Raw genomic sequence first — 23,367 nt, 5'->3', positions numbered from 1 at the left:
CTTTTAGAAGAGGATGAGAATTAATGAGTTTTCAATAAAAAAGAAAACATCCAGAGCTAGATGCTTTCCTTTTTTGTATTTTTCGCTATCTGTTAGTTACTTGTTTCATCAGCGGTCTTATTTCTTTAACTGGTGGCTTCTTATCATAGGCATCAACGTAAGAAAAGTAGTAGTTTAAGTTTCTTAGAAGACCTTTTCCTATTTTTGCACTTAAGAAAGGAAAGACTTGTCCAGTATAATCATCGAGAGATTTACAGTAATATTTTTCATCTAAATATATACTGTATTTACATGTTAGTTCTACTAAAGGATTCCCTTCATCATCAAATACTTCTTTAGAATCAATAATATCTATTAGTGCAAATTTTTCATTTAGGTAAACTTTCTTTTTTTTCTCGTGTTTATTTGTAAGTATAAAAACGAGCCCAATCGCGTTAATCAAACTATTTCCTCCTATAAAAAACGGATATTAATAAAATATATCGATATAAGCTAAATGTAAAGAGGAGAGGTGAAATATCATGGAGAGAAAGTTAAATAAGCCGATTTATGTTGGGAAATCGACTTATTTTATCAAGTATTACTTAGTAGTAATACCTACTCTGATTAACATTTCACTTTATTGAAATACTTGTGGGAATTGTTTTACGATTGCGTTTGTTATCATGTCGGCCATTTCTAATGCTTCTTTTTCAATTTTATCGTAAAGTTGTACTCCTGCTTCATAATCTTTATTTAGGAAGGTAAGTGCTTCTGCTTTCGTTAGTGCTAAATGTTCATAAAACATTTTTCGGAATTCTTCTTTTCCTATATATGGGTTGATGTTATTAAGAAACTCAACGATTTCATCACCATTAGCGTACCATTTTTTCTCTATAGCGGCAGCTGCATTTTGATCACCAGCTTTTGCGGCTTTAACAAGATCTGCTGCAATGACTAAGTGATCTTTAATTAATGCACTATATTTTTTTACTGCATCTTCACCGTAAAATGGTTCAAGTGATAGTCCCATATGTGTTGCGTTTTGTAGAAGTCGTCCAACAGTAACGTTAACATCGGGTAAATTAAATACAATACTTATAATAGCCAATCTCGTCCAAGCGACGTGTTGTTCCCATAAAGAACGCATATACCCTTTTAAAAAATTCTCGTTTTTACTAATTCGGTAGTTACGTACGGATAAATCATAGTTTACATAAGGGTTATGGTAGGGGGAGTAATACGATTGCCAATAAGAATACATAAATAGTAACACTCCTTTGAACATGTATAACTCAAAGTATGATATAGATTTATGTTTAGTTACGTGTCCTAGATTATTTTTAGGGAATTTGAATTGGAGAAATTAGGTGAATGATCTTGTGGTATATATGAATAAATTGAATATAAAGTAAAAGAGGGTCTGCAAGGGAAGTTACAGACCCTCAAAAGGGTATTGCCGAGATGTCGGACTCGACTACGTAATGTTATCATAAAATTCTTTTGAAAAAACCTGGTAAATGTGTCCAAATGAAATTGGGACCTTAATAAAGTCAAAGAGACCTGCTTCCCGCGGCAGGCCCCATTAACTAGATAATGTCGATGAGCAAAAACTCATCTGGAGTACTTTCATAGTAACAAGTAAAATGTGTTTTGTGTATTGAGAAAGAAGAATTGCATAATTATATGTGAACAATTTAAATCCCAACAATTTATGATTATCATTAATTGTTGGGATTTAAATATGGTTATAAAATGGAAAAAAGACTTGGAAGTGAGATTGAGGTGTAGAAGTAAGTAATCATGAAAAAGACCTGCTAATATAAGCAGGTCAACTTAAGGGGTTTATCCAACAGATTATTATATATGGTAACAACTGAATTGTAGTAAGTCTATACATTTAATATTGAGAAAAATTCTGCAAATGATATATTTTTTGCGCATATATTAACGTCTAAAAAGTTGAGAAAGAAAATTAAAAAGCTTTTTATAAGAGAATAATGGCTGGTACTTATAGTATGATTCATATTTCCACGCATCATTATTAGAGAATTGGAGTTGTGTTGTTTTCTTTTTTGCCGTGATGGAACTCATATTATGATGTTTCATATAGAAACCTCCTGAATTTATACGTATACGATTAGTAGTATTCAAGAAAGGGAAATAAAATGAATATTTAAATTGAAACTCTTTCTTCATGTTTACTGGATTTACGTTATAAATGTTGTAAAACATATAAAACACGGATGCTAATTCATATTAAATAGGTGGAGAAACATAGAATAATGAAAAAACAATAAGCATCTATTCATCCCTTTCAAGTCGCATAAGTGATTGATATAATAGAAGTAGATGAAAGATAAAGAAAAGCAGGTGACTCTTTTTTGTTTACTAAAGCACAAGAACTTTTAGCGTCCTACTTTGGTTATTCTTCGTTTCGAAGAGGACAAGATGAAACAATTAAAAATGTACTAGATGGGAAAGATACAGTATGTATTATGCCAACGGGTGGCGGTAAGTCGATTTGTTATCAAATTCCGGCATTAGTATTTGAAGGAACGACGTTGGTTATATCGCCTTTAATATCACTTATGAAGGATCAAGTAGATACATTGGTACAGAATGGCATTTCAGCTACATATATTAATAGTTCTATTTCTATTGCCGAAGCAAATCAGCGAATTCAATTAGCGAAACAAGGACATTACAAATTACTTTATGTCGCGCCTGAGCGTCTTGATTCGATGGAGTTTGTTGACCAACTTATCGATATGAAAATCCCTATGATTGCGATTGATGAAGCACACTGTATTTCACAGTGGGGACATGATTTCCGTCCAAGTTATTTACATATACATCGCATATTAGATTATCTTCCAGAAAAACCGCTCGTATTAGCATTAACAGCAACAGCAACACCGCAAGTACGTGATGACATTTGTAACACACTTGAAATTAATCAAGAAAATACAATTATGACAACGTTTGAGCGTGAGAACTTATCGTTTTCTGTCATTAAAGGGCAAGATCGAAATGCATATTTGGCGGATTATATTCGTCAAAATCAAAAGGAATCTGGGATTATATATGCAGCTACTAGAAAAGTAGTCGATCAGTTATATGAAGATTTAATGAAGGCAGGAGTTTCTGTATCAAAATATCATGCTGGTATGAGTGATAGTGATCGAAATGAGCAACAAGAACTCTTTTTACGAGATGAAGTAAGTGTAATGGTAGCAACATCTGCATTCGGGATGGGTATTGATAAATCGAATATTCGTTACGTAATTCATTATCAGCTTCCAAAAAATATGGAAAGTTACTATCAAGAAGCAGGACGTGCTGGTCGTGACGGATTAGATAGTACATGTATATTGTTATATTCTTCTCAAGATGTACAAGTACAGCGTTTTTTAATTGATCAATCAACTGGAGAATCACGTTTTTCAAATGAACTTGAAAAATTGCAAAATATGACCGATTACTGTCATACAGAACAATGTTTACAATCATTCATTTTGCAATACTTTGGAGAAGAACCGAAAGAAGATTGTGGACGCTGTGGTAATTGTACAGACAATCGCGAGAGCATCGATGTGACAAGAGAATCACAAATGGTTTTATCATGCATGATTAGAACGAACCAACGCTTTGGAAAGCAAATGATAGCGCAAGTATTAACTGGGTCGAAGAATAAGAAAGTTATTGAATTTAATTTTCATACTTTACCAACGTATGGGCTTTTATCGAACCGTAGTGTAAAAGAGGTCAGTGAGTTTATTGAGTTTTTAATTTCAGACGAGTTAATTGCAGTTGAACATGGCACTTATCCGACGTTAAAAGTAACTGAAAAAGGGAAAGAAGTATTACTTGGTAAAGAGAATGTTTTACGAAAAGAACGAGTAGAGACAAGACAAATTGTTCAAGACCATCCTTTATTTGAAGTGCTTCGTGAAGTACGTAAAGAAATTGCACAAGGAGAAGGTGTACCTCCGTTCGTTATTTTCTCTGACCAAACATTAAAAGATATGTGTGTGAAAATGCCGCAAAATGATTCTGAATTGTTGACGGTAAAAGGTATCGGAGAACACAAACTTGTGAAATATGGCTCGCACTTCTTACAAGCAGTTCAGCATTTTATTGAGGAAAATCCAAATTATGCTGAAACGATTAAGACAGAAGTAGTTTCAGAGCGTAAAAAGTCAGGAAAAGCATCCGCAAATTCTCATTTAGAAACATATGAAATGTATAAACAAGGTATTGATTTGAATGAGATTGCAAAAGAACGTAACTTATCAAGACAAACAATTGAAAACCATTTAATTCGCTGCTATGAGGATGGAATGGAAGTAGATTGGCAAAGCTTTGTTCCAGCAGAGTATGAATCTCTTATTGAAACTGCCGTTCAAAATGCAGAGGGTGGGCTGAAATCTATTAAAGAACAGCTTCCGAATGAAGTGAGTTACTTTATGATTCGTGCTTATTTACAAATAAGAAAGTAGAGACATATAAAGGGGATAAGAATTTATGTATCATGTGTTCGTTTATGGCACATTAAGAAGAGGACAAACGAATGCTCATTATATGCAAGGTGCAACATGCATCGCAGACAGAGCTTGGACATATGGAAAATTATTTGATACGAATGAAGGATATCCGGCCATGACTTATTCGATTGAAGAACAGGTGTATGGAGAAGTTTATGTAGTAAATGATGAGATATTGTGTAAGTTAGATGAACTAGAAGAATATACAGGTAATGCGGAGACTGATTTATATGATCGAATCACGCAAACAGTATATGTTGCTGATAGGGAAATTGAGGCATATGTGTATATCGCTCAGAATAAAAAGATGTTAAAGAAAGTGATAGACTCTGGTGACTGGCTTATGTATCAAAAAATATAATAAGGTAGTTTTAAAAATTGGAAAGCAGATAATGACGAATTCATTATCTGCTTTTTATTGTGTGAATAATTGTCGTTCTCTTTCTATTCTTATAGTTCTTAGTACGATTCCAATTCCGAGAAATAAAACAGTAGCAGCGACCCCGCTAGTAGGATTTAACCAAAAATCACTACTGTTTGTAAGAGTAATAATCCCTGTTATTGTAACTAAAACAGTAGAAACAGCATCCTCGATCGCATGCATGATAACACATGGCCAGACGGATTTTGTAAGTCTATATATTTCAACATACATAATTGACCAACAAACCATAAGGATACAGCCAGATAAAAGCATATTTAATCTTGAGATGGATTCGAAATATTAAAAATATTCATTCGAAGAGCCTCCTTTACTTTTATTTATCCTACTATTTGTGGGCAGTAAAACGCCCATTGATTAAAGTCTTTAATTTTTACAATATTTGTTAATAGATAAATTAAATAGGAGACAAATAGAAAGTAGTATCTTTTGTATGCATCACTATACTATATGTGTATTTGTGTGATTTTGATGTTGCATATTCTTTTTAAATTAGAAAGATGAAAAGTAAGTTTTTTCGGAAAATTTAAACGAAAACTATTGACTTTATGATTGGGTTTTTAATACAATGATACTTCGACTGAAAAATTAGAACGGACAGGAGGGAATCGTCGAAATGAGCAACATATTTGAAGATGAGTTACAAAAAATGAAGGATACTTTACATACGATGGATGAGCAATTGGATAAGCTTGAAAAAACCCCGGTTTATTATGGAGAAGATTTTAAAGAGCAAATTCTTGAAAGTATGAGGGAGTCTAATAGACAAAACTTACGTATTGGTGTGCAAGAGCCGTACTTTGGAAGGTTAGATTTTCAGGAAGATGGAAAAGAAGAAGTTATGCCGATTTATATCGGAAAAGTAGGGGTTTCGGATATGGACACGATGAAGCCAATCATTATTGATTGGCGGGCGCCTGTCGCAAGTATGTTTTATTCATTTACCGGTGGAGAAGAATTAGCATTTTATCAATCACCAGATGGCTTAGTAGAAGGTGATGTGTATTTAAAACGAAACATTTCCATTCGAAAAAGAGAACTTGAACGTGTTGTTGATACATATGTAAAAGGAAATGAAGATGTATCGCATGCCGATGATTTTCTTCTATATCGATTAGGTGAGAATAAAGATAATAAGCTAAAGGATATTGTTTCAACGATTCAATCGGAACAAAATGATATTATTCGAGCGGAAAGAAATTTACCATTACTTATTCAAGGGGTTGCAGGGAGCGGAAAGACAACAATTGCTTTACATCGCCTTGCTTTTTTAATTTATGAATATCGTGAACAACTAGAAGCAGAAAGAATGATCGTATTTGCGCCGAATAGTCTGTTTTTAGACTACATTTCGAGTGTACTTCCTGAATTAGGTGTAGGGAATATTAGTCAAACAACGTTTCTGGATTGGGCATTACGTACGTTAGATGATTCAGTGAAACTAAAGCAGACAGAAGAAAAATTGAAAGAAGCATTTTCAATTAATCGTGATGAAAAGAAGATAATGCTAGGTAAATTAAAGGGTACGTTGGAATTTAAGACGTTTATTGAAGAGAGAATGATCCAATTTGAAAATGAGTTAGTTCCGACAAAAGATTTTGAGGCGTGGGATAGAGCGATTATTCCAGTAGAAGATATTAAAAAATGGATGCAAGTTGAATATAAACATTATCCTTTACAGAAAAGAAGAGAACGATTAGTAGGACGAATGAAGCGCTGGATTGAAATTGAACTTAAAAAATTCGGGGAAACAAACGAGAAAAAATTACTTAAAAAAGAAGCGACTAAGAGACTGAACGCATATATGAAGTTTTGGCCGAAAATGAGTGCTCTTTCACTGTATAGTTCAATAGTAAAAAGTAAAGAAATACTCGAGGTATTACCTGAAGAACTTGTTAAAGAAACAGAAAAGAGTTGTCGTAAAAAAGAAGTGTATGTAGAAGATTTACCAGCTTTAATATACATACATCATCGTATAACAGGGATTGAAATCGGGCAGAAGTTTCATCACGTTGTTATTGATGAAGCGCAAGATTTTTCGCCTTTCCAAGTTTATGTATTAAAAGAAATTACATTAGGTAATTCTTTCACTATATTAGGTGATTTATCGCAAGCGATTTATGATTACCAAGGAATTGAAGATTGGAATGCTTTTAAGGAAGTATTCCAAGAAACCGGTTATTATGAATTGACAAGAAGTTATCGTTCTACAAAAGAAATTATTGAATTTGCAAATGAAATAATTAAAAATGCAGAGATTCCAGTTGGGCTCGCAACACCAGTTTTTCGCAGTGGTGAAGATGTTAAGGTAATCCATGCAGAAGATCAATTTAATGAGATTATGAAGACGTTAAAACATCTACAAAACGAAGATGTGAAAACCATTGCGGTAATAGGAAGAACAGACGATGAATGCCGCGATATATATGAGAAATTAACAAAAGCAGGATTGGCTGTAAACGTTATTGAAGCAGATCAAAGTAAATATGAAGGTGGTATTTCAGTAGTACCTGTATACTTGGCAAAAGGGCTAGAATTTGATGCTGTTCTATTAATCGATGTTGATGAAGAACATTATAAAAATACGAAACATGATGCGAAGTTACTTTATGTCGGATGTACAAGGTCACTCCATGATTTATGGATTTTCCATAGCGGAGAAATATCACCTTTAATTAATGGATTAAAATAAATATTACATACAAGAGGATTTTCTAGTAACAAAAAGAAGAACCTCTTGTTTTTCTATATAAAGACATGGAGAGAGGATAACTATGATAACAAAAGTAATAACAAAAAGAAATTGGGAAATCGCAAAGGTAGATGGAGAAGTTAATGAAGCTTCACTTAAAGAAGAGGGATTTATTCATTGTTCATTTTTACAGCAAGCTTTAAAAGTTGCTGAAAAATATTTTAATCATGAAGAAGATGTTTTATTACTGACAATCGATCCATCCTTAATAAAAGCAGAAATAAAATATGAACTTGCTTCTAACGGTCAAGAATATCCGCATGTATATGGAGTAATTAATATTGAGGCAATTGTAGGCGTTATCCCATTTACTAAAGAAAAAGGAGAGTTTCTATTACAAGAGGTACAAAATTAAGGTTGTAATAGCCGTTCAAATTAACAAGAAAAGCACAAATTATATAGTTTGTGCTTTTTTATTATCTATTTTTTGTAAATACGCATTGTTTTTATCACACTAATACTGTACGATACATAGTATAAAACACACACTGTATGACATATAGTAATGGAAATGAGGTGAGTGAATGGATACTTTATTAAACTCGTTAATTACTGAGTTAAGAAGAGGGACATTAACGTTAGCTGTTTTAAGTCAATTAAGAACGCCGCAGTACGGATATTCACTTGTCCAGTTATTGGAGCAATCAGGGGTTACAATTGATCAAAGTACTTTATATCCACTACTTCGCCGATTAGAAAAGCAGGAATTAGTGACGAGTAGTTGGGATAAAACGGAGAGTAGACCTCGTAAGTATTATGTTTTAAGTGATTATGGATTAGAAATATTTTTGCAGTTGAAAAAAGAATGGATAAAGGATTCGAAAGAACTTTATAACTTATTAAAGGAGGAGGAAGAGAATGAATTTAATTGATCTCTATATCCAAGAGGTTGCGAAGAGATTACCTGAAAAAAATCGTGAAGATATTACACTTGAACTAAGGTCAACTATAGATGATATGTTACCTGAAGATTATAATGAGAAAGATGTAAAGAGCGTTCTCGAAAAATTGGGGAGTCCGGTTTCATTGGCTAATGGTTATTTGGATAGACCGATGCATTTAATTGGACCACGTTATTTTGATGTATATACAACGTTGTTAAAAATGATTATACCAATCGCAGCTGTCATTGCACTCATATCAATGGTTGCAGAAAATTTTATAGGCTATAGTGGTGATCAAGCGGTATTAAATGTTATTTTACAATTGATAGGTAAAGGCATTGGGGGGATTTTTGAAGTGGGCCTCCATGTATTTTTCTGGTTGACACTTGTGTTTGTTATTTTAGAAAGAACAGATAAAGACAAAGGTATCGAGCCGTTGACGACAAGTTTAAAAAAATGGACACCAGATGATTTGAAAAACATCTCGTATATCCCAAAGAAAAAAGCAATCTCGAAGTTTGAAGTTTTTGGAGGTTTAATGTGGACAGCAGTTTGGGCTACACTTTACTTTTATGCGAATTATCTTGTTGGCGTATATAACGGTACGGCAAATGGACTGAAGTTTGTCTCGCCAACTTTTAATCAAGATGTTTTATTGCAGTACTGGCCAATCGTTGTAATTATGATCGTTTTTGAAATATGTATATCCCTTTATAAATTAGTGCAGGGACAATGGACGCAAAGATTGGCGATTGGGAATGCTATTCTTCAAATAGCTGGGACGATAGTATTCATTGTAATTGTAGTAAATCCACATGTATTTAACGCAGGGTTTATTACGTATTTGGCAAATGCATTTACTATTTCCTCAGAGGAGTTTAAAACGTGGCTCATTGGGGGAGGAATTTTCTTCTACATGTTATCTGCTGCAATAAATATATTTGATGGTTTCCGAAAAGCTAGTATTCGTATGTAGATAAAAATCGGAAATTTCGATAAAATAAAACTATTAAAAAGATAGTAAAATAAGGTGAACATGATGAAAGGAAGAAAATAATGATAAGGGAAGCAACGAAAAAAGATTTAGCATACATTTTAGATATTTATAACGATGCGATACTTTATACAACAGCTGTATATGCGTATAAACCTGTAACCCTTGAAAATAGAATAGATTGGTATGAACAAAAAAAGGCTGAAGAGTATCCAATTATCGTATATGAATTAGATAATAAAGTAGTAGGATTTGCGACATTCGGCCCATTTAGAGCGTGGCCTGCTTATAAATATTCAGTTGAACATTCTGTGTATGTAGATAAGGCATATAGAAAAAATGGCATTGGGTCTTCATTAATGAAAGAATTAATCAAAATTGCAAAGGAAAGAGAGTATATGACCTTAATTGCTGGAATTGATGCAGAGAATGAGAAAAGTATTGCCTTGCATCAAAACTATGGATTTGTTCATGCAGGAACAATAAAAAAAGCTGGTTATAAGTTTAATAAATGGCTAGATTTAGCTTTTTATCAGCTGGAACTTAACGGTCCTGAAAATCCTATAGAAGAATAAATATTTTTCGGTAGCAAGAAAAAATTCATGCTACCTTTTTCTTATTTTAATAGCTAATGAAAAGGTTTTTTACATTCAATGTTGAAATATTAGAAGTTAATATAACGATATAAAAAGAGGGATAGAAATGGAAACTGTTATAAATAAAATAAAAGAGGTACAATCTAATTATGTGGGAATGGAAATTTATTCTACAAAAAATAATCGTATAGTTGCTTCGTATAATAGTGAATTAAATATTCCGTTAGCATCAGCAGCAAAATTAGTCATTGGATTTGTAGTAACGCAAATGGTGAAGGAAAATAAACATAATTGGAATGATATACTTCATTACATTAAATTTAATCCACATGAAGATAGTGCGCAGTTATATCCGCATTTACAAGGAAGAACTTCTTTAACACTTAGTCAAGCGGTAGAGGTAATGATTGCTTGTCATGATAGTTACGTTGCACAGTCAGTTGTAATGCACTGTGGTGGATGGGATGCTGTGAAAATGTACGCACAAACGTACTTTTCAAAAATTCATATACAAGAGAATGCTAGAGATGAGAAAAATGTTGGAGAATTAAGTGAAGTTCTTGCCCTTTTCATACAAACCTTTCAAGGTTATAAATCAGAACCAGAATTATGGGAACCAATTATTAGCGGCATGGTAAGACAGCAAGGAGAGTATGAAGAAATTCCATATTATCATATAACTCATATGACAGGTGGATTACTCACAGCTACAATAAATATTGGTATAATAGGAATGTTTAACGAATTTCCACTTCTTTATGTGATTGGGGGAAAAGATTTACCGAATCGCCGTGAAAATAAAGAGGTAGATGAAGCTTTTGCAGTAGTTTTAAAGTACATATACAAAGAATATAGTGAAAGCATGCTAGGAGTGAGCGATTGAAAAGAAACTTAAAGACTTTAACAATCATTATTTTAATTTTAACGATTATTGCTCTTGAAGTTGGAATCGCCCTATATGATCACAATTTGTCATTAGATACAATTTACTTTGCAGCGATCCTTATTTGTATTGTATTGCTTTTTGGCACACGTGTTTCTGAAGAGAAAGAAAGTACATCGAAACGAGGGCGAAGAAAAATAGCTGTTATATTTTGGCCATCTATTTTATTGTCTATCGCTTGTTTTGCAGTTATAAATTACATAAGGGTAGGCTATGTCTCTGTACCAGGGATAATTGGCTTTTCATGCTTTGTTACATATGGTGGATTCGTTTTGATTAGTATTTTAAAGGGGAAAAATAAAATGTAGCTTACTAAGTTGAAAGGAAGCAATGTATATGAAACATATAGAGAACGGTACACGTATTGAAGGAGAATACATTAAAAATAAAGTCATTCAATATAATATGTCCATCTTAACAGATGAAGTAAAACAGCCGATGGAAAAAGTAAGCCTCGTAGTAAAAAATGAAGAAGGAAAAATATTTGGTGGTGTAACAGGTACGATGTATTTTTATCATCTTCATATCGACTTTTTATGGGTTGATAAATCAGTTCGTCATGACGGTTATGGTAGTCAACTGTTACATAAAATTGAAGAAATTGCGAAGGAAAAAGGGTGCAGATTAATATTGCTAGATTCATTTAGTTTTCAAGCGCCAGAATTTTATAAAAAGCACGGTTACCGAGAGTATGGTATCGTTGAAGATCATCCAAAAGGTCATAGTCAGCACTTTTTTGAAAAGAGATTATAATAATATTATGTATACTGATTGATGGGAGAAAGCATATGTACACGTATAAATTGCAACAAGAACAACCAATCTGTGCAGAAAAAATTAAGAAGCTTTATGATTCTGTCGGTTGGTGGCCAGAAAGAAAAGAAGTCGATATTGAAAAAATGTTAAAGAATAGTATAGCCATTGGAGTATGGGAAGAAAATGAATTAGTTGGATTTGCTAGAGTCGTTTCTGATGGTGTTTTTCGAGCATACATTGAAGATGTTGTCGTACATGAGAATGTAAGAAATAAAGGTATTGGAGAGAAAATGCTTACAATATTACTTCGAGAAATATCTCATATTGATATTGTTAGTCTATTTTGCGGAGAGAAGCTAATAAAGTTTTACGGTGAGCAGCAATTTCAAGCAACGAAGCAAATTGTGATGCATCGTAATCAAACAGGGAAAGAATAAGAGGTGCCAATTAAAATGAATGCAACAAGAGCGTACTGTTTATCGAAAAGAAAAGCGACAGAAGATTCTCCAGATGGCTGGAGTGCAACATGTATGAGGCTTAATAATAAAATATTTGCGATAGTAAATCATGAAGAAGGTGAAAAGGCTGCGATTACATTGAAGTGTAATCCAGAAGTCGCATTAAGAATAAGAGAAGATTATCCAGAAACAATTATTCCAGGGTATCATATGAATAAAAAACATTGGAATACCGTTTATATTCATAAGGGTATAGAGCAGGAGCAAATTAATAAAATGATTGATTGGTCGTATGATTTAGTACTACAATCATTTTCAAAGAAAAAGCAGCAGGAGTTAATGGATTAATATGTATTAGGAGTGTGTGTAATGAAAGATTCGATTAAAGATACGTATGATAAATTAGCGAGTACATATAAAGAAAATCTAGATTTCGCAAATCCATATAACAGTTATTATGAAAGACCGGCGATGATGGAGCTTATTCCAAAGGAACTAGAAGGAAAAAAGATATTAGATGCTGGATGTGCAGCTGGATGGTATACTTCTCAATTCATAGGAAGAGGAGCAAATGTTACAGCAATTGATGTAAGTCCTGAAATGGTAAAAGCAGCAAAAGAAAATATAGGAGAAGAAGCGACGTTCCTTTGTCATGATCTGCAAGAAACATTGCCATTTGAAGATAATACGTATGATGTGATTGTAAGTTCATTAACTCTTCATTATATAGAAAATTGGAATCAAGTATTTCAAGAATTTCGTCGTGTATTGAAGCCAGGTGGAGAACTTATTTATTCTATTCATCATCCTTTTATGGATTTCACAAAGTTTCCATGTGAAAATTATTTTGAAAAACAGTTATTAATAGATACTTGGGTTAAACCGAATATTACTATTGAAGTCAAGTTTTTTAGAAGATCATTACAAGACATACTAAATGAAACTACAAATTATTTTGTATTAGAAGAGATAGTGGAACCGAAGGCAATTGAAAAAATGAAAGAAGTAAGCGAAAAATCATATCATTATTTAAATATGAATCCACATTTTCTTATCATAAAAGCAATCAATAAATAGCTAGTAAAATAACTTTGTTTTACTAGCTATTTACAGTTTTATATTACATATTAGGAGACTTTAAAATGAATACGAAACGAAATAGAGTAGTATATGCACTATTTACTATAGTTGTTATTATTTTAGGTCTTAGCTCAAGAAAGTTTGCTTTTGCACTACCACATCTATTAAATGATTATTTAGGTGATGCATTATGGGCATTAATGATTTTCACTGGCTTTGGATTTTTGTTTCCTAAAACAGAGACGAAGAAGTTGGCTTTTATTAGTTTAATGTTTTGCTACGGGATTGAAGCGAGCCAATTGTATCATGCGGAATGGATAGATAGCATTCGTGCAACGACTTTGGGGGGACTCGTGTTGGGATACGGTTTTTTGTGGAGTGATGTAGTGGCTTATACAATTGGTGTTGGAGTGGGAATACTGTGTGAGGTTATTTTTCGGAAGAAATAAGAATTGTAAAAGGGGTATTTGTAAATGGAACAAGCACTGGAAATTGCAAAGCTTTGGTTTCGAAATGAACATGTCACAGCTACTGTAATGCAACCAAAAGTAGCGAAGGTTTTATGCAAGAATAAAGAGTACATTTTAAAGAGAACGGGATCGATAAAGCAACTTCTAGTTGAATTCGATGTTTTGAAGCAACTGTATGAAAAGGGAATTAAAGTACAGAGAGTAGTAAAGACAGAAAATGATGAACAATATGTATTATATAAAGAAAAATATTATTGCTTATATGAGTATGTTGCCGGAAGTGTTTTAGAAATAAAAGATACGAATAAGCTGGAAAGGCTAGCAAGTACAATTGGAGAAGAAATAGCTAATCTGCACAAAGCATTACATTCGGTGAATAGTGACCATGAGTTAATAAAAAGAGATTTATATAAGATGGTATTTGAATGGGCTATACCGATTTTAGAAAAGAATGAGTATGTTCATCGAGAGGTAATTCAAAAGATGGAGCGAATGCACGCAGCTTTCAAGGAAACGGTCCATTCATTACCGAGACAAATTATTCATCGTGATATGCATCTATCGAATGTAATCTTTAAAGATGATAAACTGGAAGGGTTTATAGATTTTGAGATTTTAGAAAATAATGTAAAAATATTTGATTTATGTTATTGCTGTACAAGTGTATTAAGCGAGCTATTTAGTAATGAAAGATTAAGAGGGAAATGGTTACATATCGTTAGCAAAGTCTTTGAAGGTTATTATAAACAAAATGATTTAACGAAAGAAGAACTAAAAGCTATTTGGTATGTTATGCTTTCAATTCAAATTATCTTTATTGCTTATTTTGTCCAGTTACCAGATTTATTAAAGTTAAATGAAGAAATGTTCTTCTGGATTTTTGCTAATAAGGAAGCTATTGAAGAAGTTATAGAATGTATCGTAAAGGTATGAAAAAAATAATATTAATTGGTTCTGGTGGTTCAGGAAAATCTACATTAGCAAGGCAGTTAGGAAATAAATTAAATATTAAGGTGCATCATCTTGATGCATTATTTTGGAAACCGAATTGGGAAGGTGTTCCGAGAGAAGAACAAATAGCAGTTCAAAATAACTTAATTAAAGATGAGAAGTGGATTATTGATGGGAATTATGGCGGGACGATGGATATCAGACTGAATGCAGCTGATACAATTATCTTCCTTGATATTCATAGAACAATTTGTATTTATCGTGCGTTTAAAAGAATTGTAAAATACCGGAATAAAACAAGACCAGATATGGGCGCGGGATGTGAAGAAAGATTTGATTTGCAATTTTTTAAATGGATATGGAAATATCCTAATGCTAAACGACCTACAATTTTAAAAGGGTTAGAGCAATTGTCCGAAGAGAAAAAGGTTATTGTTTTAAAATCTCCAAATGAGGTTCGGAAATTTTTAGAGCACATATAATAATAGAATGTGACACAACAATTCTTTTTGGATCTTACCGATTAGTTTAATTAAACTAATCGTTTTTTATTATGAAAAATTTAACGCTTTTTGAAAATTGTATTTTGTAATGAGTATATGACTATAAATTCATATAAAATGAACGTTTGGAGGAATAGAAAATGACTAATGATTTAATTCAAACAATCGATTCATTAATGGTAAATATTCCAGCTGGAGAGGTAGTATTAAGAGATGATCGAATAAAAAAAGAATGGCTAGTACAAATTCAACCATTTCTTCTTGCAAAGTATGCTGTAACAATCGAACTATATGATGCTATTACAAATAGCACATTAAATAATTTTGAAAAAAATCATAAACCAGTTGTAAATATTTCATGGAACGATGCCATTGCGTTTTGTAATGTACTTTCAAAAATAGCGGGATTAAAAGAATATTATTCTATTAGTGATGGTGGTCAAATTGTGAAATGTAATTTAGATTCAAATGGCTACCGATTACCATGTGAGGCAGAGTGGCAATATGCATGTAAAGCAAGTACAACCGGATATACATACGGGAAACTTCATGATATAGCGTGGTATAATGAAAATTCAAATGGAGAGATTCATGACGTTGGCCAAAAAGAACCGAATGCATGGGGACTTTATGATATGCTAGGGAACGTTTGGGAATGGTGTTATGATTTGTATGATGAAACAGTGTACGGATCATACCGCATTTTTCGTGGTGGTAGTTGGGCTGAAACAGCGAGAGGGTGCGGCGCTACTTGTCGTCGTCGAAGCCATCCTACATTTCATATAGATGATCTCGGTTTTAGACTTGCTAGATCAATTTAGTAGGAACATGATACGAACAACTAAGAAAAGAGTATGGAGAGAATCCGTACTTTTCCAACATAGAAACGATTTAACGTAAGGAGTGTTTATTATGGCGCGTGTTTTATTTATTAACGCTGGATCAGAAGGACATATAAATCCAACTTTACAAGTTGTAGAAGAATTGATTTCTCGTGGTGAAGAGGTCGTTTATTTTTCAATAGAAGCTTTTAGGGAACGAATTGAGAAGACAGGTGCTACTGTACGAACGATTGACGATCAAAAATTTATAAAAGCGTTTCTATCTGGAGGCAGAAATTATTTACAGGAAAGAATAAACGGTCTTCTACATACAGCAGATGTTGTTATACCTAGTGTTCTAGAACAAATTGAAGGTGAACATTTTGATTACATAATTCATGATTCTATGTTTGGCTGTGGGCACTTAATTGCTCAAATTCTTAAATTGCCATCTATAAATTCATGTACATCTTTTGCGCAGGATGAAAAATCTTTTGAGCAAATGTTAGGTCATCTGTCAAAAAATATCCCAGTAGAAATTCATGATAAAATACAGAATGATTTTCAAAACTTAACGAAGGGAATTGCTGAAAAATATGGTGTTGAAATAAAATCACCGTATGAAGTTTTCTGTAATCCTGCACCCCTTACTATTGTGTATACAATTAAGGAGTTCCAGCCTTTTGGTGATACGTTTGATGAAACATATAAATTTGTAGGACCATCTATCTCTGCACAAGTAAAAAACAGAGACGTTGATTTTACTTCAATTCAAGAAAAAAGTCCGATTTATATTTCATTAGGTACTGTTTTTAATGAAGCGATTGATTTTTATAAACTGTGTATGAAGGCCTTTGAGAATAGCGAGCATACAATTGTCATGTCTATTGGTAATAAAACAAAAATAAGTGATCTAGGCGAAATCCCTAAAAACTTCATTGTGAAAAACTATGTGCCTCAAACCGAACTGCTTACTTATACGAAACTATTTATTACACACGGCGGGATGAACAGTGTGCATGAAGGACTGTATAATGGGATTCCGCTCGTTGTAATACCGCAAAGTGCAGATCAGCCAGCAATCGCAAAGCAAGTGGAGAGTCTTGGAGCAGGAGTTCAATTACATATGAATGAATTAACCGTGGAGAAATTGCGTGAAAGTGTGGAGTTAGTTTTAAATAACCCTTCATATAAAGAGGCTGCTTTGAATTTGAAGGAATCATTCCGAACATCGGGTGGATATAAAGAAGCTGTTGATGAAATCTTTACATTTGTAGGTCAGTAATAAATATAAAGTTATACATGAAAAAAGTGTCTATATTAAATGATATAGACACTTTTCTGTTGTAAGAAGAGAAGAATTATTTAAATGGAAAAAATGAAAATACTAAATGTGAATTTTGAGAACTAAGTCTACAATTTCTGCTGCACACTTTTATTTTATCCCGTATTAACCGACCGTAAAACCCCAACTAATTAAAGTTTTACTTTATGATTTCAGGATGTGGTTTTATATGTTAGTAATAATTTCACTGTTTCTGCACAACTTCTGCACATGCTTAGGCGAGTTCTATGTCATGATATATTCATAAAGTGAAATATTTCACAAGGAAAAAATATATTTTCACTGCGGTGTATGCATAATTAACACATACATCGGTACAAGTTTGTCTCTTGTTATTCTTTTACATCAAAGCCCACATTCCACTACAAAGTATAACAAGAAGGGGACATGAACATGAATAATCGATTTTTAAAACAACTACAAAATATGAAAATGAACAAAAAAAGTTTAGGAGTTGTAGCATTAACAGCTGGAATTATTAGTACGACACTTATTCCTCAAAATGCTTATGCGCACGGTTTTGTTGAAAAGCCCGGTAGCCGATCCGCTTTATGTAGTCCAACTTATGGTGCGCTAAATGTAAACTGTGGAAGTGTTATGTATGAACCACAAAGTTTAGAAGCTCCAAAAGGGTTCCCACAAGGTGGTCCAGTAGATGGACAAATTGCTTCAGCAGGCGGAAAATTTGGTGGTATTTTAGATCAACAAACAGCAAATCGTTGGTTTAAAAATACAATCACTGGTGGGGAAAATACATTTACTTGGAAGTATACTGCGCCTCACTTAACGAGTAAGTGGCATTACTATATTACTAAAAAAGGATGGAATCCAAATAAAGCGCTAACAAGAGCAGATTTCGAACCAATTGGAACTGTACAACATGATGGTTCTGCAGCTTCAAATAATTTAACTCATAAAATCAATGTACCTACTGATCGTAGTGGATATCATGTGATTTTAGCAGTATGGGATGTAGCTGATACAGCAAATGCATTCTATAATGTAATTGATGTTAATCTTATTAATGATGTGAAACCAGACATAGAAGCACCAAGTATTCCAAATGGACTTCAGACGCAAAAAGTAACAGCGAATAGTGTAGAACTAACATGGAACGCTTCTACGGATAATGTAGGGGTAAAAGGATATCAAATCTTCCGTAACGGAGAGATGATTGATACAGTACCAGGGACTCATTTTATTGATAAGAAGTTACAACCAAGTACAGAATACTCTTATACTGTAAAAGCAATTGACGCAGCTGGCAATGTATCGACAGAAAGTACAGCGCTTACAGTAAAAACGACAGTTGAGACTCCTGATACAGAAGCACCAACACAACCAAAAGGATTACATGGTATGGGAACGACAGCGTCAAGTGTGGATTTAATGTGGAGTCCATCTGACGATAATATTGGTGTAGACCATTATGATATTTATAGAGAAACAGAAGGATCAATGAAAAAGATTGCAACATCCAATACAACTTCTTATTTGGATAAAAATCTGCTCGCTAATACTACTTATAAATATGTAGTGAAAGCTGTTGATGTAGCTGGAAATGAATCCGTACAGAGTGATATATTCACAATTACTACAAAAACCGAAAGCGCTTCATATGAAGCGTGGGATGCAAAAAAAGCATATAAAAAGGGAGATAGAGTTCTACACGAAGGAAAAGTATATGAAGCAGTCCAGAGTTATCAAGGAAATGGTGATCCAAACTGGATTTATGCATTATCATTATGGAAAACAGTGTAAGCTTTACTTAGGTATGAACTAAGAGATGATGGGCTTTGATGCAAAAGGTAATCTTGAGAATTCACTTTTCTATTAATAAAAAAGGGTAGTGTATGAATACATAAGATTCATATACTACCCTTTTTATTATGATAACATTTTCGTCATAAGTATGTGCGGAATGCCATCTTCCATAAATATATCAGAAGAAGTTTCATAGTCTAATTTTTTATAAAATCCTTCAGCTTGTGTTTGACCGTGTAGTTTCACTTTCGTAACTTGTTCGTTACGAGCAAGTGCTTCTAACGTTTGAATGATGACTTTACCTAATCCGTATGTACGATAATCTTTTAAAATACAAATACGTTCTAATTTTCCTGCGCCCTCAACAAATCGTATACGACCTGTGCCTACAGGAAACTCATGATAATAAACTAAAATATGTTTACATTGCTCTCCGATTTCATCGAATGTATCGAATTCATCTGCAAGAGGGACACCTTGTTCTTTTACAAATACTTCTTTTCGAATGTGAAAGGCAGTTTCTAAATCAGCAAGTTCTGTTATAAGTTTGGATTGCAAAATGTTCAGTCCTTTCTAGTGTAATTAGCTTGTGTTTTCATAGTATATCATAATAAAGTGCTATTAAGAGAAGAAGAACATACTAAAAAGCCAACTTTAAAAAGTCAGCTTTTATTACAATTCCTTTATCCCATTTTTAGTGCCGATAATTGCTTTACTCGTCATACTTATAAACAATCCTGTTTCAACTACACCAGTAATCATTTTTAATTGGGTGTGTAAATGGGCAGGATTAGAAATATGATTAGAGAATATACAATCGATAATCATGTTATTGTTATCGGTTATATAGGTTTCATTATTTTTCAAACGTAATGTTGTTTGAAACCCTAAAGACTGAATTTTATTTTCGGTTTGTTTCCATGAAAAAGGGATGATTTCAACAGGTAATGGAAAATTACCTAAATGTGTTACAAGTTTCGATTCATCAGCAATGATAATTAGTTCTTTAGAGGAAGAGGCAACGATTTTTTCACGAAGTAATGCACCACCACCGCCTTTTATAAGTTGTAAATTTGAACCAATTTCATCCGCTCCATCAATTGTAAGATCAAGACTTTGTACGTCGTTTAACGAAATTAGGGGGATATTTAGTTGCTGTGCTAATGCTTCAGTTTCCTTTGATGTCGGTACAGCTTGAAATGATAATCCTTCTTTTACACGCTCACCTAATTTTTGTATTGTCCAATATACAGTAGAACCTGTACCAAGCCCAATCTTCATGCCATCATTTACAAAGTTAGCAGCATATTCGCCAGCGAGTTGTTTTAAATTCATCGCTTTACTCCGCCGGACGTGGCCCAGCATCAAGACTTGAATTTTCAACTGTAAGTACCGGACGAACGACTATATCTTTATGTACACGCATTTGACAAGATAATCGTAAATGATCTTCAATCCCTTTTTCCGTCATTGCATGTTTCTCATTCGCACTCGCTTCACAGAAATCACCTGCTAGTATTTCTACTCTACAAGTTGTGCAACGTGCATTCCCGCCGCAACGATGGAGAATGTTGACACCGCTATCTTCAATTGCTAGTACTAACTTTGTTCCTTCTTTCACATCAAAAGTTCCCGCACCTTCAATTGTTAATTTTGGCAAATTTGTTCCTCCTCACGTAAAATTGTACATAACATATTTATGACCGCGAATTCTTGAACATAAACATTATTTTTTTATATCCCCGTAACTTTTTTAAATGTAGAATCGTTTATTAAGTAAGCGCTGAAAAGGAGTGGTTATTTTGTGCACAAAAGTAACTCATGTTTTAAAGAACCATATCGATATGAATCATTCAAATATAAATTTTTTAATTGAACAATATGGAGAGCTAAAAAGATACTGTACTTTTTTAACGAAAAACAAATGGGATGGAGAAGATCTCGCCCAAGAAACAGTGTGTAAAGTGCTTCAAAAATATAGAAATAAAGATATTTGTATGACACTCGTCTATAAAATAGCTAGAAATCGTTGGTTAGATCAGATGAAGTCTAAGTCTGTTCATGAAAAAATAAGAGAACAAATCACTTTTGAAGAACCACATGAGAACATTGCAGATTTGCATGAAATGGTAGGGAAAGTATTGTCTTCATTAAATGTACAGCAATCCGCAATTTTATTATTAAAAGATGTTTTTCAATATAGTATCGCTGATATTGCTAAATTGTGTTCTGTATCAGAAGGTGCAGTGAAAGCTTCTTTATTTCGGAGTAGAAATAGGCTGAAAACTGTAAGTGAAGAAGGGATCGAGATAGTCGAATTCACAGAGGATATTGAAGTTGTTGTAACGTCTATTCGTGAGGAAAGACCGGAATTGTTAACGAAACTTCTTCCGACAATAGATTTTACTAAGTTACCATCTAAACAGCCAGTCTTATTATTTAGTGTGAAAGAACCTTCTTCCTACAGTTGTATGCTTTGCGTTGCATAACAAGTATTGGAGGGATTTAAAATGAATGCAATTCCATATGTAGTAGAACAAACAAAATTAGGAGAACGTTCCTATGATATATATTCAAGGCTATTAAAAGACCGCATTATTATTATCGGTTCAGAAATTAATGATCAAGTAGCGAGTAGTGTCGTAGCTCAACTATTATTTTTAGAAGCAGAAGATGCAGAAAAAGATATATATTTATACATCAATAGCCCAGGAGGTTCAACGACAGCAGGTTTTGCAATATTAGATACGATGAATTTAATTAAACCAGATGTACAAACGCTATGCATGGGCTTTGCGGCATCATTTGGTGCATTGTTATTATTATCAGGAGCAAAAGGAAAACGGTTTGCGCTCCCTAACAGTGAAATTATGATTCATCAGCCGCTTGGTGGTGCACAGGGGCAAGCAACAGAAATTGAAATAACAGCAAAAAGGATATTAAAGTTAAAGCATGATATTAATAAAATGATTGCAGAAAAAACAGGCCAACCGATTGAAAGAGTAGCGCATGATACAGAAAGAGATTATTTTATGACCGCAGAAGAAGCTAAGGAATATGGAATTGTAGATGATGTTGTTACGAAAAAATAAGATGAAAAAGGCTAGAGGATATGTTAATTCTCTAGCCTTTTTATTAATCTTTTACCCATTCATCAACTAATGCTTGATTTTTTTTAATCCATTTTCGCGCAGCTTCTTCAGGATCTTTTGTTTTATTTAACGTGACCATTAACGTACCAAGTTGTTCATCGGTCATTTTCCATTTATCAAAGTATTTTATAACATCTGGGTGATCTTTTTCAAAACCTTTACGAACGGAGTAATAAATGTCATCTTTTTCACCATATACTTTCTTAGGGTCTTTTAAATATTTTAAGTCAAATTCTGAAAAACCCCAATGCGGATTCCAAAGCGTAACAGCGATTGGTTTCTTTTTCGTATATGCTTTCTTTAATTCACTCATCATCGCAGCTTCTGAGGATTGGACAAGTTTTAGTTTTATATCATATTCTTTCATTGCTTTATTCGTTAAATTCATAAGACTACTACCAGGTTCGATACCGACAATTTTATTATCTAATTCATCTTTATGAGCATTTAAGTCTTCAATACTGTTAATATTTTTCACATAGGAAGGTACGACTAGACCAAGTCCAGTACCTTCGTACCATTTTGATTTTAAGACAATATCATCTTTATAACGATCGTTTAGCGGCTTATCCGTAACGGGTAGCCATACTTCTAAATTCGCATCAACATCACCACGAGCGACACCAGTCCAAATTGCGGCTTTTTCTAAATACATGAGCTCAACTTTGTAGCCTTTTTCTTCTAATAAAACTTTCCACATGTTTGCAGTTGCAATATTTTCTTTCCAACTTGTTACACCAAGTTTAATTTTTCCTTTCGAATTTGCATTTGTTGCATTACATGAAGTGAAAATCATAGTAATAAATAATGCAAGGCATATAAACCAAATTTTCTTTCGCATCGAAAACCTCCTAAGTAGTGTTTGCCTTATAAAATAAATGTATAAGTAAGCATTCTTATTATGAACGGAAACGAGAATTTTAAAGAAAT

General features: G+C 33.3%; 27 protein-coding genes and 1 pseudogene. 21 read left to right on the top strand and 7 right to left on the bottom strand.

The window, feature by feature from the left end; translation table 11 throughout:
* Window positions 1-85: 85 nt before the first annotated feature.
* Entirely contained in the window at window positions 86-442 is a 357-nt protein-coding gene (locus MHI26_RS14240) for a hypothetical protein (RefSeq protein ID WP_000606231.1), read from the bottom strand.
* 177 nt (window positions 443-619) lie between these two features.
* The gene (locus tag MHI26_RS14235) at window positions 620-1,243 is read right to left on the bottom strand and encodes a hypothetical protein (protein WP_061666082.1); all 624 of its coding nucleotides are present in this window, start codon (window positions 1,241-1,243) and stop codon (window positions 620-622) included.
* 1,120 nt (window positions 1,244-2,363) lie between these two features.
* Here MHI26_RS14235 and recQ point away from each other — a divergent pair.
* Both recQ and MHI26_RS14225 read left to right on the top strand, forming a co-directional pair.
* Window positions 2,364-4,481: a DNA helicase RecQ gene (gene recQ, locus MHI26_RS14230; RefSeq protein ID WP_000494270.1), complete on the top strand. Its 2,118-nt coding sequence runs from the start codon at window positions 2,364-2,366 to the stop codon at window positions 4,479-4,481.
* A 25-nt stretch (window positions 4,482-4,506) separates the two neighbouring features.
* Complete coding sequence (locus MHI26_RS14225) at window positions 4,507-4,887, top strand: gamma-glutamylcyclotransferase family protein (RefSeq protein ID WP_000274915.1); 381 nt, start codon at window positions 4,507-4,509, stop codon at window positions 4,885-4,887.
* 54 nt (window positions 4,888-4,941) lie between these two features.
* Here MHI26_RS14225 and MHI26_RS14220 read toward each other — a convergent pair.
* Window positions 4,942-5,250, bottom strand: a pseudogene (locus MHI26_RS14220) (CPBP family intramembrane glutamate endopeptidase); the annotation flags it as partial.
* Between the two features lie 334 nt (window positions 5,251-5,584).
* On the opposite strand from MHI26_RS14220, the gene MHI26_RS14215 reads away from it, so the two are divergent.
* The 17 genes from MHI26_RS14215 (at window position 5,585) to MHI26_RS14135 (ending at window position 19,282) form a co-directional block, all read left to right on the top strand.
* Window positions 5,585-7,660 (top strand): HelD family protein, encoded by a 2,076-nt coding sequence (locus MHI26_RS14215; protein ID WP_061666083.1) that lies wholly within the window; start codon window positions 5,585-5,587, stop codon window positions 7,658-7,660.
* Between the two features lie 82 nt (window positions 7,661-7,742).
* Window positions 7,743-8,075, top strand: a complete 333-nt coding sequence (locus MHI26_RS14210; protein ID WP_000629076.1) for a DUF952 domain-containing protein — start codon at window positions 7,743-7,745, stop codon at window positions 8,073-8,075.
* A 169-nt stretch (window positions 8,076-8,244) separates the two neighbouring features.
* A complete protein-coding gene (locus tag MHI26_RS14205; RefSeq protein ID WP_000380301.1) occupies window positions 8,245-8,592 on the top strand; it encodes a PadR family transcriptional regulator in 348 nt (115 codons plus the stop codon).
* Window positions 8,579-9,580: an HAAS signaling domain-containing protein gene (locus MHI26_RS14200; RefSeq protein WP_001048879.1), complete on the top strand. Its 1,002-nt coding sequence runs from the start codon at window positions 8,579-8,581 to the stop codon at window positions 9,578-9,580. Before MHI26_RS14205 ends, MHI26_RS14200 begins: the two co-directional genes overlap by 14 nt.
* A gap of 80 nt (window positions 9,581-9,660) precedes the next feature.
* Window positions 9,661-10,173: a GNAT family N-acetyltransferase gene (locus tag MHI26_RS14195; protein ID WP_000617511.1), complete on the top strand. Its 513-nt coding sequence runs from the start codon at window positions 9,661-9,663 to the stop codon at window positions 10,171-10,173.
* 127 nt (window positions 10,174-10,300) lie between these two features.
* A complete protein-coding gene (locus MHI26_RS14190) occupies window positions 10,301-11,077 on the top strand; it encodes a serine hydrolase (RefSeq protein ID WP_000450758.1) in 777 nt (258 codons plus the stop codon).
* Window positions 11,074-11,445: a hypothetical protein gene (locus tag MHI26_RS14185; RefSeq protein WP_000827981.1), complete on the top strand. Its 372-nt coding sequence runs from the start codon at window positions 11,074-11,076 to the stop codon at window positions 11,443-11,445. Before MHI26_RS14190 ends, MHI26_RS14185 begins: the two co-directional genes overlap by 4 nt.
* A 28-nt stretch (window positions 11,446-11,473) precedes the next feature.
* Window positions 11,474-11,890, top strand: coding sequence for a GNAT family N-acetyltransferase (locus tag MHI26_RS14180; RefSeq protein ID WP_000680418.1), 417 nt, complete (start codon window positions 11,474-11,476; stop codon window positions 11,888-11,890).
* Between the two features lie 35 nt (window positions 11,891-11,925).
* Window positions 11,926-12,330 carry a GNAT family N-acetyltransferase gene (locus tag MHI26_RS14175; protein WP_000288969.1) on the top strand — a complete coding sequence of 135 codons (405 nt, stop codon included), beginning with the start codon at window positions 11,926-11,928 and terminating at the stop codon, window positions 12,328-12,330.
* Window positions 12,331-12,345: 15 nt separating this feature from the next.
* Window positions 12,346-12,699, top strand: a complete 354-nt coding sequence (locus MHI26_RS14170) for an MmcQ/YjbR family DNA-binding protein (protein ID WP_000994626.1) — start codon at window positions 12,346-12,348, stop codon at window positions 12,697-12,699.
* Between the two features lie 21 nt (window positions 12,700-12,720).
* A complete protein-coding gene (locus MHI26_RS14165; protein WP_000655256.1) occupies window positions 12,721-13,428 on the top strand; it encodes a class I SAM-dependent methyltransferase in 708 nt (235 codons plus the stop codon).
* A 65-nt stretch (window positions 13,429-13,493) separates the two neighbouring features.
* The gene (locus MHI26_RS14160) at window positions 13,494-13,880 is read left to right on the top strand and encodes a ribosomal maturation YjgA family protein (protein ID WP_001093461.1); all 387 of its coding nucleotides are present in this window, start codon (window positions 13,494-13,496) and stop codon (window positions 13,878-13,880) included.
* 24 nt (window positions 13,881-13,904) lie between these two features.
* Entirely contained in the window at window positions 13,905-14,834 is a 930-nt protein-coding gene (locus MHI26_RS14155) for a phosphotransferase enzyme family protein (RefSeq protein ID WP_000434098.1), read from the top strand.
* A complete protein-coding gene (locus MHI26_RS14150; RefSeq protein WP_000720552.1) occupies window positions 14,831-15,334 on the top strand; it encodes a DNA topology modulation protein in 504 nt (167 codons plus the stop codon). Before MHI26_RS14155 ends, MHI26_RS14150 begins: the two co-directional genes overlap by 4 nt.
* Before the next feature lie 161 nt (window positions 15,335-15,495).
* The gene (locus MHI26_RS14145; protein ID WP_044584535.1) at window positions 15,496-16,176 is read left to right on the top strand and encodes a formylglycine-generating enzyme family protein; all 681 of its coding nucleotides are present in this window, start codon (window positions 15,496-15,498) and stop codon (window positions 16,174-16,176) included.
* A gap of 91 nt (window positions 16,177-16,267) precedes the next feature.
* Window positions 16,268-17,461, top strand: a complete 1,194-nt coding sequence (locus tag MHI26_RS14140) for a macrolide family glycosyltransferase (RefSeq protein WP_000124891.1) — start codon at window positions 16,268-16,270, stop codon at window positions 17,459-17,461.
* 453 nt (window positions 17,462-17,914) lie between these two features.
* A complete protein-coding gene (locus MHI26_RS14135) occupies window positions 17,915-19,282 on the top strand; it encodes a lytic polysaccharide monooxygenase (protein WP_061666084.1) in 1,368 nt (455 codons plus the stop codon).
* Between the two features lie 126 nt (window positions 19,283-19,408).
* Here the strand turns inward: MHI26_RS14135 and MHI26_RS14130 are convergent, their stop codons facing one another.
* The 3 genes from MHI26_RS14130 to MHI26_RS14120 all read right to left on the bottom strand — a co-directional run bounded on the left by MHI26_RS14130 (window position 19,409) and on the right by MHI26_RS14120 (window position 20,945).
* Complete coding sequence (locus MHI26_RS14130) at window positions 19,409-19,843, bottom strand: GNAT family N-acetyltransferase (protein WP_061666085.1); 435 nt, start codon at window positions 19,841-19,843, stop codon at window positions 19,409-19,411.
* A gap of 114 nt (window positions 19,844-19,957) precedes the next feature.
* Window positions 19,958-20,620, bottom strand: coding sequence for a ribose 5-phosphate isomerase A (gene rpiA, locus MHI26_RS14125; protein WP_061666086.1), 663 nt, complete (start codon window positions 20,618-20,620; stop codon window positions 19,958-19,960).
* Between the two features lie 4 nt (window positions 20,621-20,624).
* Complete coding sequence (locus tag MHI26_RS14120; protein WP_001125391.1) at window positions 20,625-20,945, bottom strand: 2Fe-2S iron-sulfur cluster-binding protein; 321 nt, start codon at window positions 20,943-20,945, stop codon at window positions 20,625-20,627.
* Between the two features lie 142 nt (window positions 20,946-21,087).
* Between MHI26_RS14120 and MHI26_RS14115 the strand changes: the two genes are divergently transcribed.
* Window positions 21,088-21,774: an RNA polymerase subunit sigma-70 gene (locus MHI26_RS14115; protein ID WP_000337514.1), complete on the top strand. Its 687-nt coding sequence runs from the start codon at window positions 21,088-21,090 to the stop codon at window positions 21,772-21,774.
* A gap of 21 nt (window positions 21,775-21,795) precedes the next feature.
* Window positions 21,796-22,377, top strand: coding sequence for an ATP-dependent Clp endopeptidase proteolytic subunit ClpP (gene clpP / locus MHI26_RS14110; protein WP_000991620.1), 582 nt, complete (start codon window positions 21,796-21,798; stop codon window positions 22,375-22,377).
* Window positions 22,378-22,420: 43 nt separating this feature from the next.
* Here the strand turns inward: clpP and MHI26_RS14105 are convergent, their stop codons facing one another.
* Window positions 22,421-23,278, bottom strand: a complete 858-nt coding sequence (locus MHI26_RS14105) for a glycine betaine ABC transporter substrate-binding protein (protein WP_001227627.1) — start codon at window positions 23,276-23,278, stop codon at window positions 22,421-22,423.
* Between the last annotated feature and the right edge of the window lie 89 nt (window positions 23,279-23,367).

The organism is Bacillus sp. FSL K6-1218 (assembly GCF_038006445.1).
GTDB classification, from domain to species: domain Bacteria; phylum Bacillota; class Bacilli; order Bacillales; family Bacillaceae_G; genus Bacillus_A; species Bacillus_A thuringiensis_S.
The sequence above is the reverse complement of the archived record's forward strand: the minus strand, read 5'-3'. Positions and strand labels throughout refer to the sequence as shown.

Bases quoted from the DNA above. Each gene is read 5' to 3' on its own strand.
- MHI26_RS14175 (WP_000288969.1), top strand. From the start codon at position 11,926: ATGTACACGTATAAATTGCAACAAGAACAACCAATCTGTGCAGAAAAA.
- MHI26_RS14135 (WP_061666084.1), top strand. From the start codon at position 17,915: ATGAATAATCGATTTTTAAAACAACTACAAAATATGAAAATGAACAAA.
- clpP (WP_000991620.1), top strand. From the start codon at position 21,796: ATGAATGCAATTCCATATGTAGTAGAACAAACAAAATTAGGAGAACGT.
- MHI26_RS14225 (WP_000274915.1), top strand. From the start codon at position 4,507: ATGTATCATGTGTTCGTTTATGGCACATTAAGAAGAGGACAAACGAAT.
- MHI26_RS14190 (WP_000450758.1), top strand. From the start codon at position 10,301: ATGGAAACTGTTATAAATAAAATAAAAGAGGTACAATCTAATTATGTG.
- MHI26_RS14140 (WP_000124891.1), top strand. From the start codon at position 16,268: ATGGCGCGTGTTTTATTTATTAACGCTGGATCAGAAGGACATATAAAT.
- MHI26_RS14215 (WP_061666083.1), top strand. From the start codon at position 5,585: ATGAGCAACATATTTGAAGATGAGTTACAAAAAATGAAGGATACTTTA.
- MHI26_RS14145 (WP_044584535.1), top strand. From the start codon at position 15,496: ATGACTAATGATTTAATTCAAACAATCGATTCATTAATGGTAAATATT.
- MHI26_RS14195 (WP_000617511.1), top strand. From the start codon at position 9,661: ATGATAAGGGAAGCAACGAAAAAAGATTTAGCATACATTTTAGATATT.
- MHI26_RS14180 (WP_000680418.1), top strand. From the start codon at position 11,474: ATGAAACATATAGAGAACGGTACACGTATTGAAGGAGAATACATTAAA.
- MHI26_RS14200 (WP_001048879.1), top strand. From the start codon at position 8,579: ATGAATTTAATTGATCTCTATATCCAAGAGGTTGCGAAGAGATTACCT.
- MHI26_RS14235 (WP_061666082.1), bottom strand. From the start codon at position 1,243: ATGTATTCTTATTGGCAATCGTATTACTCCCCCTACCATAACCCTTAT.
- MHI26_RS14160 (WP_001093461.1), top strand. From the start codon at position 13,494: ATGAATACGAAACGAAATAGAGTAGTATATGCACTATTTACTATAGTT.
- rpiA (WP_061666086.1), bottom strand. From the start codon at position 20,620: ATGAATTTAAAACAACTCGCTGGCGAATATGCTGCTAACTTTGTAAAT.
- MHI26_RS14165 (WP_000655256.1), top strand. From the start codon at position 12,721: ATGAAAGATTCGATTAAAGATACGTATGATAAATTAGCGAGTACATAT.
- MHI26_RS14105 (WP_001227627.1), bottom strand. From the start codon at position 23,278: ATGCGAAAGAAAATTTGGTTTATATGCCTTGCATTATTTATTACTATG.
- MHI26_RS14170 (WP_000994626.1), top strand. From the start codon at position 12,346: ATGAATGCAACAAGAGCGTACTGTTTATCGAAAAGAAAAGCGACAGAA.
- MHI26_RS14205 (WP_000380301.1), top strand. From the start codon at position 8,245: ATGGATACTTTATTAAACTCGTTAATTACTGAGTTAAGAAGAGGGACA.
- MHI26_RS14150 (WP_000720552.1), top strand. From the start codon at position 14,831: ATGAAAAAAATAATATTAATTGGTTCTGGTGGTTCAGGAAAATCTACA.
- MHI26_RS14210 (WP_000629076.1), top strand. From the start codon at position 7,743: ATGATAACAAAAGTAATAACAAAAAGAAATTGGGAAATCGCAAAGGTA.
- MHI26_RS14155 (WP_000434098.1), top strand. From the start codon at position 13,905: ATGGAACAAGCACTGGAAATTGCAAAGCTTTGGTTTCGAAATGAACAT.